The organism is Barnesiella sp. An22, from assembly GCF_963931395.1.
Classification (GTDB): domain Bacteria; phylum Bacteroidota; class Bacteroidia; order Bacteroidales; family Barnesiellaceae; genus Barnesiella; species Barnesiella merdigallinarum.
In genome coordinates, this window is record NZ_OZ007014.1 from 130,376 (window position 1) to 147,691 (window position 17,316).

The window sequence follows — 17,316 nt, forward strand, 5'->3', positions numbered from 1 at the left end:
GAAATATATACTACAAAAAAAGGAGCGGCCCGTGTGGGTCGCTCCCAAGTTTTGACGATAAAGCACTACCTGCAGTCTCTCAAGCGAGCTCTATCTACGGTTTCTTTTGTCGATTATTTACTATTGTTTTATTTCACATTCTTCATCACCTCGGCGACTTTCTCTTTCATGGCTTCGTCGCGCAGGTCGCGAGCAGCAATGGTACCGTCGGGGGCAAACAAGATGATATGGGGAATACCCTGAATGCCGTAGAGTTCGGTCGGTATCTGTTGAGCGTTGATGATTTGCGGCCAAACGATACCCAGCTCCTTGATGGCAGCCTGCGTATCTTCGGGTTTATCCCACACGGCTACACCCAGCACATCGAGACCCTTGGCGTGATATTTGTCGTAGAGCTCCTTGATGTTGGGAATCTCGCCCCGGCAGGGACCGCACCACGAAGCCCAGAAGTCGACCAGCACATACTTGCCCTTGCCCACATAGTCGGAGAGCGAAACCTTCGTGCCGTCGGGTTGCTCGATGGTGAAGTCGGTAAACATCTGACCCTCGGCTGTCTTTTTCCAGATTTCGAGACGTTGGTTCATCACCTTTACCAGAGGATCGGCCTTGAGGGTTTCGCCGGCCAGGTTGATGACCGAGTCGAGACGCTCGGGCGAAAGATCCCAGTTGAAGAGGGTCCATGCACCCACGGCGTTGTTGTTGTTACGGTCGAAGTAGTGCGAGAAGAGTTTGTCTATCTCGGGCATGATGAAGGTAAGTTGCACTTTGTCCCACTCGGCCGAAGCCTCTTCGTCGGACAAACCTTTTGCTATGATCTCTTGTTGTTTGGCTATGAAGATTTGGTTCAACGAATCGATGTCGTTCATGAACGAGGCAAACTCGTCGTTGAGCGGAGTACCCGATACCTTGTCGGTTTCGCCCAACTCTACGGCAATGTGACCGTTCTCGACGATAAATCCCATGCGGTAAAAAGAGGGTACTTGCAACATACCCACGAAAGCGGTATCGGCCTTGCCCTTGAACTGGAACTTGTTATCGGCAATCACCGCGCTGTCGAGCACATCGCGCGAAGCCATATCGGTCAGGTAAACCATGTCGCCGTTCAGGGTAGAGTCGGCCACTGTTCCGTCGATGGTATACGACGAAGGATTGGAGTTGCAGGAAACAACCGTTGCGGCAGCAGCAGCCACCAGAAAGAAAAGATTTCTATTTTTCATATACGTTATAAATTGATAGCGAGGCAAAGATAGAGATATTTCGATAAAAACGGGAAGTTTTACGTTCTTTATCATTTAAAAAGAGTGAAGCCAAAGGACTATACATTAAAGAAATATTTCCTTATTATCTTGTATATTCCGCATACTTCAGTTACTTTTGCATGGTGCAAAGATTGCATAATCTTTATTTACAACAAATAATAACTTAAATTCAAATCCTATGTGGTTAAGTAACTCGTCCATAGGACGAAAAGTAGTCATGAGTGTGACAGGACTCTTTCTCGTCCTATTTTTAACGTTTCACATGTGTATGAACTTAGTGGCGTTAATCAGCCCTGCCGGCTACAATGCCGTATGCCAATTCCTGGGAGCTAACTGGTATGCCCTGATTGGTACGGTCGTTATCGCCGCCGGAGCCGTGATTCACATCATCTACGCCTTCTGGCTGACGATTCAAAACCGGAAAGCTCGCGGAAACGACCGCTACCTGGTGAACGTACGTCCGAAAAGCGTAGAGTGGGCCTCGCAAAACATGCTGGTACTGGGTATCATCGTGGTACTGGGTCTGGCTTTGCACCTCTTCAACTTCTGGTACAAGATGCAGCTCAACGAGGTTATCGGTCACCTGCCCGAAGTCAATCCTCACGACGGTATCGCCCTGATTCGCGAAACCTTCAGCTGCCCGGTTTATGTAGTTATTTACCTCATCTGGTTCGTAGCTTTGTGGTTCCACCTCACCCACGGTTTCTGGAGCGCCATCCAAACGCTGGGTATCAACAACCACGTATGGTTCAACCGTTGGAAATGTATCTCCAACATTTTCACTACCATTATCTGCTTGGGCTTTGTTGCCGTTGCCATCTCGTTCTACATCATGAGCCTGACCGGCTGCGGAACTTGCACCCTTTAATAAACCAACCTATTCATTTCACAGAAAAAAAATTGTTATGGCTACAATAGATTCTAAAATACCCGAAGGCCCCTTGGCTGAAAAGTGGACCAATTATAAAGCACACCAAAAATTGGTGAACCCGGCCAATAAACGTCGTCTCGACATCATCGTCGTTGGTACGGGTCTTGCCGGCGGTTCGGCTGCCGCTACGCTGGGCGAGCTGGGATTCAACGTGCTGAACTTCTGTATTCAGGATTCGCCCCGCCGCGCTCACTCTATCGCCGCACAAGGCGGTATCAATGCTGCTAAAAACTATCAGAACGACGGCGACTCGGTATACCGCCTCTTCTACGATACGATCAAGGGTGGTGACTACCGTGCCCGCGAAGCCAACGTATATCGTCTGGCCGAAGTGTCGAACAACATCATCGACCAATGCGTGGCTCAAGGCGTACCTTTCGCCCGCGAATACGGCGGCCAGTTGGCCAACCGTTCGTTCGGTGGTGCCCAGGTATCGCGTACTTTCTATGCCAAGGGTCAAACGGGACAACAGCTGCTGCTGGGTGCATACGCATCGCTCAACCGCCAGGTAAAGAAAGGTACGGTAAAACAGTATACCCGCTACGAGATGCTCGACCTCGTCATCATCGACGGCCGTGCCCGCGGTATCATTGCCCGTAACCTGGTAACCGGCGACATCGAGCGCTTTGCCGCTCACGCCGTAGTTATCGCTACCGGTGGATACGGTAACGTATACTTCCTTTCGACCAACGCCATGGCATCGAACGGCTCGGTTGCCGTACAATGCTACCACAAAGGTGCCTACTTTGCCAACCCGGCCTATGCGCAGATTCACCCCACCTGTATCCCCGTACACGGTGAATTCCAGTCGAAACTGACGCTGATGTCGGAGTCGCTGCGTAACGACGGCCGCATCTGGGTTCCCAAGAAAAAAGAGGATGCCGCTGCCATCCGCGCCGGCAAACTGAAACCGACCGATATCAAGGAAGAAGACCGCGACTACTATCTGGAGCGTCGTTACCCGGCATTCGGTAACCTCGTGCCCCGCGACGTGGCTTCGCGTGCCGCCAAAGAGCGTTGCGACGCCGGCTACGGTGTAAGCCCCTCGGGGTATGCCGTATACCTCGACTTCAAAGAGAGTATCGAGCGTCTGGGTAAACAGGCCATCCAAGGTCTCGACCACCACGAAATCGAAAAACTGGGTGGCGAAGCCGCTGCTATCCAAATCAAGGGTAAAGAGGCTGTGGCCAGCCGCTACGGCAACCTGTTCCAGATGTACGAGAAGATCGTAGACCAGAACCCCTACGAAACGCCTATGATGATCTATCCCGCTTCGCACTACACGATGGGAGGTATCTGGGTAGACTACGAACTGATGACCTCTATCCCCGGTCTGTTCGCTATCGGCGAGGCCAACTTCTCGGACCACGGTGCCAACCGTCTGGGTGCATCGGCCCTGATGCAAGGTTTGGCCGACGGTTACTTCGTACTTCCCTACACGATTCAAAACTACCTGTCGGACCAGATTCAGGTACCCCGCTTCTCGACCGACCTGCCCGAGTTTGTAGAGGCCGAAAAGGCTGTCAAAGCCCGTATCGCCCGCTTGATGAACATCAAGGGTAAACGCTCGGTTGACTCTATCCACAAAGAACTGGGCCACATCATGGTCGAGTATGTAGGTATGGGCCGTAACAAAGCCGGACTCGAAACCGCACTCAAGAAAATCGACGAGGTGAAGAAAGAATTCTACACCAACGTACGTATCCCGGGCGAAGCCAATACGCTGAACGTAGAGCTCGAAAAAGCTCTGCGCGTAGAGGACTTCCTCGAAATAGGCAAGTTGATGGCTCTCGACGCTCTCAACCGCGAAGAGTCTTGTGGTGGCCACTTCCGTGAAGAGTATCAAACCGAAGACGGAGAGGCTAAACGTGACGACGAACACTTTATGTATGTAAGCTGCTGGAAATACCAAGGCGAAGATAAGAAGCCCGAACTATTGAAAGAAGAACTGAAATACGAGGCTATCAAGGTTCAACAACGTAACTACAAGAAATAATTTGTCTAATCGCCGTTTAATTCCGGTATAACACGATAAAGTTATGGAAAAAACAATCAATATAACACTGAAGATTTGGCGCCAAAAAGGGCCCAAAGAAAAAGGTAGATTTGAGGAATACAAACTCAACGGTGTATCTACCGACAGCTCTTTCCTCGAAATGCTCGACTTGCTCAACGAGCAACTCATCAACGAGGGTAAAGAGCCCGTAGTTTTCGACCACGACTGCCGCGAAGGTATCTGCGGTATGTGTTCGCTCTATATCAACGGACACCCCCACGGCCCCGACACCAGCGTGACGACCTGCCAGTTGCACATGCGCAAGTTCAACGATGGCGATGTAATCACGGTTGAACCGTGGCGTTCGGCCGGATTCCCCGTAATCCGCGACTTGATGGTAGACCGTCGTGCCTTCGACAAAATACAGCAAGCCGGTGGTTATATCTCCATCAACACGGGTGGTGCTCAAGATGCCAACGCTATACCCATCTCGAAAGAGGCTGCCGACGAGGCTATGGACTCGGCTACCTGTATCGGTTGCGGTGCTTGTGTAGCTGCTTGTAAAAACGGCTCGGCCATGCTCTTCGTTTCGGCCAAGGTAAGCCAATATGCCCTGCTGCCGCAAGGCCGCGTAGAGGCTGCCGCTCGTGCCCGTGCCATGGTAGCCAAGATGGACGAACTGGGATTCGGTAACTGCACCAACACCGGTGCCTGCGCTGCCGAGTGCCCCAAGAACATCTCGCTCACCAACATCGCCCGCTTGAACCGCGAGTTCATCTGCGCCAAACTGAAAGACTAATCACCTCTTTCATACGTCAAAAAACAATCCCGGGAAGGCCTTCCCGGGATTGTTTTTTTATAGAACACCACCCCATCGCGACTCATCGCATCGAACTAGGACCGAAAATCGAGAACAAATAGAGTTTCGAGATAACGAATTATTCGTATCTTTGGACTGCGTATTTGTGTTTTGGCTATGAGACGAGGTTTTCTATTCGTCATATTCGTATTGTTATGGATAGGGTTGGGCTCGTGCAGCCGCTACCATTCCGGAAGGGCCGAATCGCTCTATCAGCAAGCCCTGGAGATGGAAGAGCTCCACATCCCCGACTCGGCCATCGTACTCTATCGTCAAGCTCTGAAACAGTTGGACGGAACCGAAAACGCCGAGTTGGAAGCGTCGATATACAACCGGCTGGGCGACCTTCTGCTCGACCACAATATCTACGAAACGGCCTGGGACACCTACACACAGGCTCTGAAAGTATCGCAAAACCTGCCCGACAAAAGCAATCTGTCGCACGCTTACCGGGGTATGGGCAAGTATCACTACCTCTACAAAGACCCCGACAGCGCTCTGTTCTACTTCGAAAAACCTCTCGCCTTCCTCGACCAGATAGCCGACCGAGAGGAACGCTCGTCGGTCTACAACAACCTGTCCAGCGCATACAAACAGCACAACGACCTGGCCCGGGCCCTGCAATGCAATGCAGCAGCGTTGTCACTGACCCGCAACAAGGTGAAACGGCTGCGCAATTATGCCGTGAGGGGACAGCTTTTTGCCTTGCAAATGCAATACGACTCGGCTCTCTTTTATCTCGAACAGGCCAGCCGTAGCGACGATATGTCGGTAAGGGCATCGGCCTACTTCAAACTGGCCGACCTACCCGACGAAGCCGGTATAGCCGACTCGTTGCGATACCGGTATCTGCAAGAGGCTTACCGACTCTCCGACTCGATCGAAAACATGGCTATAGCCCACCAGATAGATCGCCAGGAGCATATACGCATTACTACCGATCTGCAGGAACAGAGCCACACACGCCTGATTGTAGCCATAACGATATGTGTGGTAGCCTTGCTGTTGATCTCGGTAGCCGTATTCCTGTTTTATCGCCAACACCTCAAACGTCGCAACGAACAACTCTTTGCCCATAAATGGGAGAAACAGGAGGCCCGGGCCCAGGAAAACGAGAGCCGAGAACTGCAAATGGTCGAAATCATACGCAAGGCCGGCGAACGATGCAGCCGCGATTTCAAGACAACCAGCACCTACAACGAGTGGTACCGACGGATTACCCAGGGCAAGGAGTCGCTCAGCTACGACGAGCAAAAGGAGTTTCAGGCAATTGTCGTAAAAGAGTTCGACCCCTACCTGCAACAGCTCTCGAGTGTAGTGCCGCTGACGGGAAACGACGCTTTTCTCTGTGCCCTCATTCAACTGGGATTCTCGACTCGCGAGTGCGCCGTATGCCGTGGAATCAGCAACGAAACCATACGTTCGCAACGCACCCGACTGCGAAAAAAAATACCTCAAAACTTTTCAGACCAGGGTCTGGGTGTGGTCATTTTGGGCGAAGAAAATCTTTCGAAACGTTAAATTGCAACGCTTCATTTTATAATTATCTGATAATCAACATATATTTCTGATTAAATAGCAACACCTCGCGTATTGTTATTTTCTTATTTTTTTCTCATTTTTGTATTACAGAATTTTCATTTCGAAAGAAATATCCTTTGCAAGAGACCAAAACAAAACAAATCGTATGAAAAAATTTACAAGTTTTCTATTTTCGTTGTGCCTCGTTCTGGGAGTTTCAGAGGCATGGGGTGAAATAAAAATCACCACCTCGCTCGAACCGGGCAGTGAGTTTACCTTCTACCCCTCGCCGGTAGCCTCGGACGGTAAAGTGATTGTCGACTGGGGTGACGGTGTTCAAAAAGAGTATACCGTAGACGGTATGTGGACTCGCAGTGTGAGCGACAATCAAGTGGGCGACACGATACGGATACTCTCGCCCATGCGTTCGTTCGACTGCTCCGAAGCACATGTAACTTCGCTTTCGATTGTCAACGAACTCGAGTTGACCACACTCGACTGCTACCGCAACGAGATAGAACGCACCAATCTTGATATTTCGGGTGCCCCCAACCTCGAAACCCTTAACTGCTACAACAACCCCAAACTGATGTTCCTGAACCTGTCGGAGCACAAAAAACTGAGAAACCTCGACTGCCGCTACGATAAAACCGATGCGTCGAACCCCGACGACCGGGGTGGCATCACAACCATCATATTGCCCAGCGAAGGCAGTGCTCTGGAGTCGATTACGGCCTACAACAACGACCTGAGCGCCATAGACCTGTCGGGTTGCCCCAATCTCTACTACATCAACCTGGAGGGGAATGCTCTGGCAGAGATAGACGTTACCAAACTGGCCGAACTGCAACAGCTCGACATTCGCTACAATTACATCCAGTCAATCGATCTGACCCAAAATGCCAAACTCGAAAAGCTCTTCTGCAACGACAACTATCTGACCGAACTGAATGTATTTGCCAATACCGCCCTGATGGACCTGGTATGCAGCAACAACCAGTTGACCCGGCTCGATCTGACAGGAAACAGCAAAATCACCAACCTCTCGTGCGATGGCAACCAACTGACCAAACTGAACGTGTCGAACATGTCCAACCTGCTTTCGCTCAAGTGTGGCGACAATCTGCTTACCGAAATAGACTTGAGCCAAAACACTCACCTGACAAGATTCTGGGGCCCCAACAACCTCTTTACCTACCTTGACTTTTACTATAACCAGGGCATCAATACCATCGATATTCGCAACAACAAGGGTATGACTCCCTGCAGCCTCAACTACATGTATCAGACTCTCTCGGGTCTGGAGAGTGCAAGCCCCTACCCCAACCTGCTGCTCGAAGGCAGCAATGCCGAGACCAGCGACACCTACATCGCTACCGAATCGAAATGGACAGTCGACGTTACAGGCGACGGCAGTGCTACCTGCGGCACGGTGACGGCTACAATCGTACCCTCCGAATTGGGTACCTTCACCCTCTCGCAACCCGACCTGGTAACACACGAACTGCACGCAGTCGAAAACAACCAGCTCGAATCGGGTGTACCTACCTACATCACCGCCTCGCCTGCCGAAGGGTATCAGGTGCGCTACTACGAGGTGAACGGCCAACGCATCAACAGCAATATTTTTGCTGCTTCGGAGAATGTAACCGTATCGGCCGTATTCATCCCCATCGCTGCCAACAACTACATTGCCATGGAGGTAGAGAACAACGAGCCTTTCTCGTTCGGAATAAGCGGAATTGACCCTGAAACCGAAGTTGAAATCGACTGGGGCAACGGCGAAATCGAGACCATGACCATCGACAACGAATCGATTGTGAGACTCGACGGCAACTCCAAGGGTACGACTATCCGTATCAGCGGCTTGATCGACTATTTCGATTGCTCCGAAAACGACCTGATTTCGCTCGACGTAACCCACAACGCTACGCTGGCTACCCTCGACTGCTATTGGACGGGTATTACCTCGCTCGACCTGTCGAAGAACCCCGAATTGGGCAAACTCAACTGCTCTTACAACGAAATAGGTACCCTCGACCTGTCGAACAATACGAAACTCTTCTCGCTCACCTGCTACAACTGCGAACTCACCTCGCTCGACTTGTCGAAGAACACCGAACTCGAAGAGGCTGTCATAAAGAACAACTCGCTCTCGAGCGTCACCCTGGCCAACAACACCAAGCTGATGTTGCTCGACGTGCAGAACAACTCGCAACTGAGCTCTATCGACGTGAGCATGCTCACCAACCTGCAGGAACTGCAATGCAGCAACATGGGCCTGACCTCGCTCGACGTAACCCACAACACGCAACTGGTGCGACTCACCTGCTCGAACAACCAGCTCACTACCCTCGACCTGTCGAACAATACCGAGCTCGAACGCCTCTTCTGCGACGGTAACCAACTCGACCCCATCGACCTGTCGAACAATACGAAACTGAACTATATCGAATGCTCGGGCAACAGCATGACGGCTTGCGAGCTCAACGACCTCTTCTACCACCTGCCCGTCTGCGCTACCACGCCCACAACGGCCAACCTCTTCATTGCCGGTATCAGCAACGCCAACGAAGCCGAAACCAGCGAAACCTCCATCGCTACGAAGAAGGGTTGGAAAGTCTCTATCGATGGCGACGGCAGCGGTTGCGACGAGGCTTATATCACCATCGAACCCTCGGAAAACGGCTCGCTGGAGCTGCGCAACGAGAATAACGAAGTAGTAAACTCGGGCGACAAGGTAGCCAAAAACAGCACGGTTACCATCACGGCCATCCCCGACGAAGGTTACTTGCTGAGAAGCGTGAAGGTAAACGGCGTGAGCGTAAGCGGTTCGTTTGTCGTGAAGATGGCTTCGGTAGTAACTGCTGAATTTGCCGACGAGTCGGGTATCGACGAAACCGAAGCCGCAGGTGCCAAGGTATGGAGCCTGCCCGGTATACTTCGTATCGTAGCCGACGATGCTGCCGTACAGGTATACTCGACAAGCGGAAGCCTCGTATGGGAAGGCCGCGTAATAGGCGAAAGAGACCTAAACCTTAACCAAGGTATCTACATAGTAAAAGTTCATAACGTACTCTCGACACAAAGTAAAAAGGTGGTTGTGAAATAACACCTCCCTTTTACCTACAAGAAAACCCGATGCAGATCGCCTGCACCGGGTTTTCTTGTATTATCGACTTGTTTATAAGGAATATAAATTAAAATGTTTCAAAACCTTTAAGCTTGTCTTTTCAGTAATCCTATAATTGGAAATTTCAAAATTGTTCGATTAGGGGTTATTTTATAAATTCATTGTATATTCCATTGTATAATTATGAAATTATTACAATTCAATCCATATGCTAATGAGGCCTTTAGCCAATTGATTTGACTTAAACGAATACAATCACGTCTATTCCTTTTCGCTTCCAAAAATAAGATATATCCATTTTTCCAAGCAATCACATCCCAACAACCACTAAACTTATTACCATTTAGTTTTGCTATCCCCACTAAAGTTTCAGATATTTCAACATCTGTTATTGGTACATGAATCTGCTCTCTATAACATACATCATTCCATTCCGTCAACATAAAAGGATCCATGGGAGGCCTACCATATGTTTCAATCCATCTGGCATTCCATCCATTCCTTTTTAGATAATCAACAATAGCTAATTCAGCAAAAGAAGCTTTTCCATTTACATCTACTAAAACCTTACCCCCAAACGTATTCTTTATCGCTTTTCCTTTCCAAACATTAAATGTCAGCTCATATTTAGTAATATCGTATTTTCCACTTTCAGATTCTATTACTTCAAATGATTTCGAATTAAAAACATCTCTAAAACACTTTTCCATATCTATCATAATGATTTCATTTTAGTTTTTTAATTCTCTCCAAGTAATTAGTCTAGCAGAATCAATGTTTGTCAGCAAACCTGAAAGATAGTATTTCCGACATAAAACATGTTCGTTTGCCACCGCCGGATAGGAGTATGACAAGTTTTATCATATTGGAAAGTCCTCTGTTTAAATCATGTTTATATCGTGTAAACAGCGGTCAGGCCGATACCGAAACCTCCAGCCCCAGCTCCCTCACCCGGGCGGCTATCTGCTCCAACTCCTCGCGAGAGACCTTTTCGAGCGATTCCTCGGGGGTTTTACGGTCGATGGTATAAATCATCACCGAACGGGGCGAAATGTACTGCAGCGCCTCCAACCACGGCGAGAGCTCCTCTTCTACGGTATTGTCGATGCGCTGTCCATTGTGCCAGCCGCGCAGGAACATGGTCTGCACAATCACATTGCCCGAGAAGCGCTTCAAGTCGCACACCACACGGTTCACATCGAAATGGGGGTCGTTGGGATTGTCGATCAAGGCCACCGTTTCGGGACGGAGCGAGTCGAGTTTGAGTATGTTGTTGTCGACCCGGTTCAGGGCTTTGAATACCGACTCGTCGTGAATGCGGGTCGCATTGGAGAGCACGCTTATCTTGGCTTCGGGGTAGTAGTGGTCGCGTAAATAGAGCGTAGTATCTATAATCTTTTCGAATTGCGGGTGCAACGTAGGCTCACCATTACCGGCAAAGGTAATGACATCGAGTTTTTCGCCCGCCTCGTGCATGGCCTGTAAACGGGTTTTCAACACCTCTTCTACCTGGTCGGCCGAGGGTAACCCACTCTTGCCCACTCCCTGGGCATTGTAGCCGCACTCACAATAGACACAGTCGAACGAGCACAACTTGCCATCGGTCGGCAACAGATTCACACCCAGCGATATGCCCAGACGACGGCTGTGCACGGGTCCGTAAATGATTTCATGAAATAACACTGTCTGCATAGCAATACTCTTTTTACTTTACAAAGGTAGAATTTATCTACTATCCAACCATAGATTTTTGTAAAATCTATATACTCCTTTTCAAGTTATACACAAGTTGTGAATAAACTATATCTATTTATATGTCAATTATATATAAGAATAATAAACAAGGATGTCAACGATTTATCAACTTATGAAAAAACAATCGGGAGACAAAAGTCTGAAAACAGCCATACCAACAGCTTATCCACGGGTTTTCAACCACCGAAATACAAAAAATACTCACGTTATAAACAATTTGTAAAATTCTATTTATTAAACTATTAACCATAAATAAACAATCATATCCACAAGATATGGACAATCTGTACACATACACTATCAACACCGGTTAATATTATAATTATTGCAAAAAAATAGTCATCGAAAAATCGAAAGATTTACATTTGTACCCGATGAAAAGAGGATGGTCCATATTGTTTCTTTTTCTCTTTCTGATGGTTCCGAGCCTTCAGGCACAGATCTTTCAGGAGGAACATCCGGCTTATAAACATTTTTATCGGGTAGTTATCGACAACGATACGGTAGCGTTGATAGGACTACGCACCTTCTATGTATTTCCCCCCGAAAAATTCAAAAACAAAAAGGAGGAGAAATTTTACTGGAAAACCGTACGCGATGTGAAAAAGACCCTACCCTATGCCAAACTCATCTACAATATCTTCATAGAGACGTATGAATATATGGAGACTCTCCCCGACGACGAGGCTCGCGAGCAGCACATGAAACGTATGGAGAAAGAGGTTTTCCAACAATATAAACCGGTGTTGAAAAAGTTTACCCTGTCGCAGGGTAAGATGCTTATCAAGCTGATAAACAGAGAGTGCAACCAATCGTCCTACGAGTTGATAAAGGCTTTTCTGGGGAGCTTCAGGGCCAACTTCTGGCAATTTTTCGGCAAGATGTTCGGCGCCTCGCTCAAGACCGACTGGCAACCCGAAGGTAAAGACAAGACCATCGAGCGCATCTGCATCCTGGTAGAACAGGGTTCGCTATAACCCCAGTTGTTTGAAAAAATCCCAAATGACCAGACCGGCCGTAACCGAAACGTTCAACGAATGTTTGGTACCGAACTGGGGTATCTCGATGCTGCCCGTACACTTGTCGACAACCGACTGCTGTACCCCCTTTACCTCGTTGCCCAACACCACGGCATATCGCTTGTTCTTGTCCAACTCGATGTCGTTGAGACTGATACTCCCCTCCACCTGTTCGATGGCATAAACCTCGTAACCGGCCGCCAACAACTTATCAACAACCGTATAGGTATCTTGCTCATAAATCCAGTCGACACTATCCTCGGCCCCCAGTGCGGTCTTGTGTATATCGGTGTGCGGCGGTGTGGCGGTGATTCCGCAAAGGTAGATGCAGGCCACCTTGAAGGCATCGGCCGTACGGAATACCGACCCGATGTTGTTGAGGCTGCGCACGTTGTCCAGCACAACTACTAACGGTATCTTTTCGAGATGTTTAAACTCCTCTTGCGAAACCCGGTGCAGGTCGAAAATACTCTTTTTCTTCATAAACGACTCTCTTTACAAGCATCGACAAAGATAATACATACACCCGACAAAGCCAATTCCTTTTACCCGTCTCCTACCCTGTAAACAGCATCGTTAATAACCGTGTGTACAAGTGTGGATAAGCCGTTATAAAATGAGGGCTTAAAAAGCGGTACAAAATTTTGAAATCAGAAAATTACCTCTATACTACCCCTCTCCGTAAAAATGCAAATAATATATGCACCAGTTGTGAGTTGAAATATCCACCTCAAAATATCTATTTATCAATCATACAAATAGAATAAAGTTATTAACTTTGCAGTTTGTAAACAGGGAGTTGATAAGGAATTTAATAGGCTCATTATAACAAGATAATGACGTTGACAAGACGCGGATAACGTAACCCCCGAAGGTTGATAAGATAAAAAGCAACTATTTTAACAAGAAGTTATCCTTACTGTCAACAGCCTATTATCATCAACAATAAGAATTTTAAATTAAAAAATAAAAAAGGAATAATATATATGTTCGATGTAAATATCTCCAAAGGTTATGTGGATATGCCTGTTCCCGAAGGCGTGGATATGGTAGCCGAGATCGAGAAAATGAAGCGTGAGAAGAATGCCGTCGTGCTGGCTCACTACTACCAGTCGGGCGATATACAGGATATTGCCGACTATGTGGGCGACTCGCTGGCGCTGGCTCAATGGGCCGCCAAGACCGATGCGTCGATACTGGTGCTTTGCGGCGTGCACTTCATGGGCGAGACAGCCAAGATACTCTGCTCCGACAAAAAGGTGCTCATCCCCGACCTGAATGCCGGTTGTTCGCTGGCCGACAGTTGCCCGGCCGATGCCTTTGCCGAGTTTGTAAAACAGCATCCCGGCTACAAGGTGATTTCGTATGTGAACACCTCGGCCGCCGTAAAGGCACACACCGACGTGGTGGTGACTTCGTCGAACGCCAAACAGATAGTAGAGAGCTTCCCGGCCGACGAGAAGATTATCTTCGGTCCCGACAAAAATCTGGGAAACTATATCAACAGCGTCACGGGTCGGAACATGTTGCTGTGGGACGGTGCCTGCCACGTGCACTCGCAATTCTCGCTCGAGAAAATCGTAGCGTTGAAAAAGAAGTATCCCGATGCCCTGCTGCTGGCCCACCCCGAATGCAAACGCGACATTCTGCTTGTGGCCGACAAGGTGGGTTCGACGGCCGCCTTGTTGCGCTTTGCTACCCAGTCGGACTGCAAACGCTTTATCGTAGCTACCGAGTCGGGTATCCTGCACGAGATGAAGAAGAGCAACCCCGGCAAGGAGTTCATTCCGGCCCCTCCCGACGATGCCAGTACCTGCGGCTGCAGCGAGTGCAACTTCATGCGGTTGAACACGATGAAGAAACTGTACAATACCCTCAAGTACGAGTTGCCCGAAATCACGGTCGACGAAGCCATAGCCCGGGAGGCCATCAAACCCATACGCCGTATGCTCGACATATCGGCTTCACTGGGAATTTAAGAGAAGAGGAACTAAAAAAATATCACCTATCACATATTGTTCATCATGGAATACAATTTCAAAGAAATAGAGAAAAAGTGGCAGAAGTACTGGAAAGAGCATCACATCTACCAGGTTACCGAAAACAAGGAGAAACCCAAGTACTACGTATTGGACATGTTCCCCTATCCTTCGGGTGCAGGTCTGCACGTAGGTCACCCGCTGGGATATATTGCTTCTGACATCTATTCCCGTTACAAACGGCTGAAAGGTTTCAACGTGCTCCACCCCATGGGTTACGATGCTTATGGACTTCCGGCCGAACAGTATGCGATACAGACCGGACAACATCCGGCCATTACGACCGAGAAGAATATAAATCGCTATCGTGAGCAGTTGGACAAGATTGGTTTCTGCTACGACTGGAGCCGCGAGATTCGCACCTGCGATCCCGAGTATTACAAGTGGACCCAGTGGGCCTTCATACAGATGTTCAACAGCTACTACGACAACGACAGGCAACAGGCCCGTTCGATTGAAGAGCTGGTAAAACATTTCGAGACGAAAGGCACTGAAGGGTTGAATGCCGCCTGCAGCGAAGAGCTTTCGTTCACAGCCGACGAGTGGAAAGCCAAGAGCGAGAAGGAGCAGCAGGAGACGCTGATGAACTACCGCATTGCTTACCTGGGCGACACGATGGTAAACTGGTGTCCGAAACTGGGTACGGTGCTGGCCAACGACGAGGTGAGCGAAGGAGTATCGATACGGGGTGGCTATCCCGTAGAGCAGAAGGTGATGCGCCAATGGTGCCTCCGGGTATCGGCTTATGCCCAACGTCTGCTCGACGGACTCGACAAACTCGACTGGACCGACTCGCTGAAAGAGACGCAGAAGAACTGGATAGGCCGTTCGGAGGGTGCCGAGATGCAGTTCAAGGTAGTAGACTCGGACGTAGAGTTTACCATCTTCACGACGCGTGCCGACACGGTATTCGGGGTTACCTTCATGGTACTGGCTCCCGAAAGCGAGTATGTGCAACAGGTGGTAACTCCCGAGCAGAAAGAGGCTGTCGACAAATACCTCGAGAGCATCAAACACCGCACCGAACGCGAGCGCCTGATGGACCGCAGCGTGACGGGTGTGTTTACGGGTGCCTATGCCATCAACCCGTTGAACAACAAACATATTCCTATCTACGTGAGCGACTATGTATTGGCCGGTTACGGTACGGGTGCCATCATGGCGGTACCGGCTCACGATAGCCGCGACTACGCCTTTGCCAAGCATTTTGACCTGCCTATCATTCCCTTGATCGAGGGGTGCGACGTGTCGGAAGAGAGTTTCGATGCCAAGGAGGGCAAGATGATAAACTCGTGTGGCAACGGTCTCGACCTGAACGGCATGGAGGTAAAGGATGCCATTGCCGCTACCAAGAAATTCATTAAAGAGAAAGGCATAGGCCGTGTAAAGGTGAACTACCGTTTGCGCGATGCCATCTTCAGCCGCCAGCGTTACTGGGGTGAACCCTTCCCGGTATATTACAAGGAGGGCATGCCCTATATGCTCGACGAGAGCAAGCTGCCGTTGGAACTCCCCGAGGTAGACAAGTTCCTGCCCACCGAGACGGGTGAACCCCCGCTGGGTCGTGCCAAGAACTGGGAGACCGAAGACCACTATCCGCTGGAGTTGTGCACGATGCCCGGTTTTGCCGGTTCGTCGGCTTATTATCTGCGCTATATGGACCCCCATAACGACCAGGCTCTGGTATCGAAAGATAATAACGAGTATTGGCGCAATGTCGACCTCTACATAGGCGGTACCGAGCATGCTACGGGTCACCTTATTTACAGCCGTTTCTGGAACAAGTTCCTGTTCGATAAAGGGGTGATTTGCGAGGACGAGCCCTTCAAGAAACTTATCAACCAGGGTATGATACAGGGTCGTTCCAACTTTGTATACCGTATAAAGGACACCAATACGTTCGTCACGCTCAACAAACGCAAGGAGTACGACACGACTCCCATTCACGTCGATGTAAACATCGTGAGCAACGATGTACTCGACATAGAGGCATTCAAGAAATGGCGTCCCGAGTTTGCTACGGCCGAGTTTATCTTGGAAGACGACGGCCGCTACATCTGCGGTTGGGCCGTAGAGAAGATGTCTAAGTCGATGTTCAACGTCGTCAATCCCGACGATATTGTCGAGAAATATGGAGCCGATACGTTGCGTCTGTACGAAATGTTCCTGGGCCCCATCGAGCAGAGCAAGCCGTGGGATACCAACGGCATAGACGGTGTACACCGCTTCTTGAAAAAACTGTGGAACCTTTTCTATCAGGGCGACAAGCTGGCCGTGCAGGATGCCGAGCCTACGAAAGAGGAGTTGAAATCGGTACACAAGCTCATCAAGAAGATTTCGTGGGATGTGGAGAACTTCTCGTACAACACCTCGATCAGTGCCTTTATGATTTGTGTAAACGAACTGACGGCGCTGAAATCGCGCAATAAGCAGATGCTCGAAAAGGTGATTATTCTGTTGGCACCTTTTGCCCCGCACATCAGCGAAGAGTTGTGGCACGAGTTGGGTCACGACCAGACGGTATGCGATGCCGAGTGGCCCGTGTGGAACGAAGAGTATCTGAAGGAAGATGTGGTGACGTATGCCGTCTCGTTCAACGGCAAGGCCCGTTTCAGCCTCGAGATAAAGGCCGGTACACCGCGCGAAGAGATAGAGCAGATTGTTCTCAACCACGAATCGTCGGCCCGATGGCTCGAGGGTAAGACCCCCAAGAAGATTATCGTGGTGCCCAACAAGATTGTCAATATTGTGATATAATGAAATACCTGATCCATGCTTGCCATGAGTGGTGGGCATGGATATTT

At 49.4% G+C, this 17,316-nt stretch carries 12 protein-coding genes; 8 read left to right on the forward strand and 4 right to left on the reverse strand.

Annotated features, from left to right (window positions below; genetic code table 11):
- Positions 1-128 precede the first annotated feature (128 nt).
- A complete protein-coding gene (locus tag ABGT88_RS00525) occupies positions 129-1,217 on the reverse strand; it encodes a TlpA disulfide reductase family protein (protein ID WP_298662006.1) in 1,089 nt (362 codons plus the stop codon).
- Positions 1,218-1,437: 220 nt separating this feature from the next.
- Between ABGT88_RS00525 and ABGT88_RS00530 the strand changes: the two genes are divergently transcribed.
- From ABGT88_RS00530 to ABGT88_RS00550, 5 genes are all read left to right on the forward strand, one after another.
- A complete protein-coding gene (locus tag ABGT88_RS00530; protein WP_298662008.1) occupies positions 1,438-2,127 on the forward strand; it encodes a succinate dehydrogenase/fumarate reductase cytochrome b subunit in 690 nt (229 codons plus the stop codon).
- A gap of 37 nt (positions 2,128-2,164) precedes the next feature.
- The gene (locus tag ABGT88_RS00535) at positions 2,165-4,186 is read left to right on the forward strand and encodes a fumarate reductase/succinate dehydrogenase flavoprotein subunit (protein WP_087407909.1); all 2,022 of its coding nucleotides are present in this window, start codon (positions 2,165-2,167) and stop codon (positions 4,184-4,186) included.
- A 43-nt stretch (positions 4,187-4,229) separates the two neighbouring features.
- Positions 4,230-4,985 carry a succinate dehydrogenase/fumarate reductase iron-sulfur subunit gene (locus ABGT88_RS00540; protein WP_087407908.1) on the forward strand — a complete coding sequence of 252 codons (756 nt, stop codon included), beginning with the start codon at positions 4,230-4,232 and terminating at the stop codon, positions 4,983-4,985.
- A 177-nt stretch (positions 4,986-5,162) separates the two neighbouring features.
- Positions 5,163-6,566: a tetratricopeptide repeat protein gene (locus ABGT88_RS00545; protein WP_258326894.1), complete on the forward strand. Its 1,404-nt coding sequence runs from the start codon at positions 5,163-5,165 to the stop codon at positions 6,564-6,566.
- A 166-nt stretch (positions 6,567-6,732) separates the two neighbouring features.
- The gene (locus ABGT88_RS00550) at positions 6,733-9,678 is read left to right on the forward strand and encodes an InlB B-repeat-containing protein (RefSeq protein ID WP_346699840.1); all 2,946 of its coding nucleotides are present in this window, start codon (positions 6,733-6,735) and stop codon (positions 9,676-9,678) included.
- Between the two features lie 179 nt (positions 9,679-9,857).
- On the opposite strand, the gene ABGT88_RS00555 is transcribed toward ABGT88_RS00550, so the two are convergent.
- Positions 9,858-10,418: a hypothetical protein gene (locus ABGT88_RS00555; protein ID WP_258326896.1), complete on the reverse strand. Its 561-nt coding sequence runs from the start codon at positions 10,416-10,418 to the stop codon at positions 9,858-9,860.
- A gap of 193 nt (positions 10,419-10,611) precedes the next feature.
- Positions 10,612-11,391, reverse strand: coding sequence for a radical SAM protein (locus ABGT88_RS00560; protein WP_298662014.1), 780 nt, complete (start codon positions 11,389-11,391; stop codon positions 10,612-10,614).
- 437 nt (positions 11,392-11,828) lie between these two features.
- Here ABGT88_RS00560 and ABGT88_RS00565 point away from each other — a divergent pair, with 437 nt between their 5' ends.
- Positions 11,829-12,431, forward strand: a complete 603-nt coding sequence (locus ABGT88_RS00565; protein ID WP_087407904.1) for a DUF4294 domain-containing protein — start codon at positions 11,829-11,831, stop codon at positions 12,429-12,431.
- Here ABGT88_RS00565 and ABGT88_RS00570 read toward each other — a convergent pair.
- Entirely contained in the window at positions 12,426-12,956 is a 531-nt protein-coding gene (locus tag ABGT88_RS00570) for an RNA methyltransferase (RefSeq protein ID WP_258326898.1), read from the reverse strand. The genes ABGT88_RS00565 and ABGT88_RS00570 overlap by 6 nt on opposite strands.
- 503 nt (positions 12,957-13,459) lie before the next feature.
- Here ABGT88_RS00570 and nadA point away from each other — a divergent pair.
- Positions 13,460-14,452, forward strand: a complete 993-nt coding sequence (nadA, locus tag ABGT88_RS00575; protein WP_346699842.1) for a quinolinate synthase NadA — start codon at positions 13,460-13,462, stop codon at positions 14,450-14,452.
- A gap of 45 nt (positions 14,453-14,497) precedes the next feature.
- A complete protein-coding gene (leuS, locus tag ABGT88_RS00580) occupies positions 14,498-17,269 on the forward strand; it encodes a leucine--tRNA ligase (protein ID WP_346699844.1) in 2,772 nt (923 codons plus the stop codon).
- Positions 17,270-17,316: the final 47 nt, after the last annotated feature.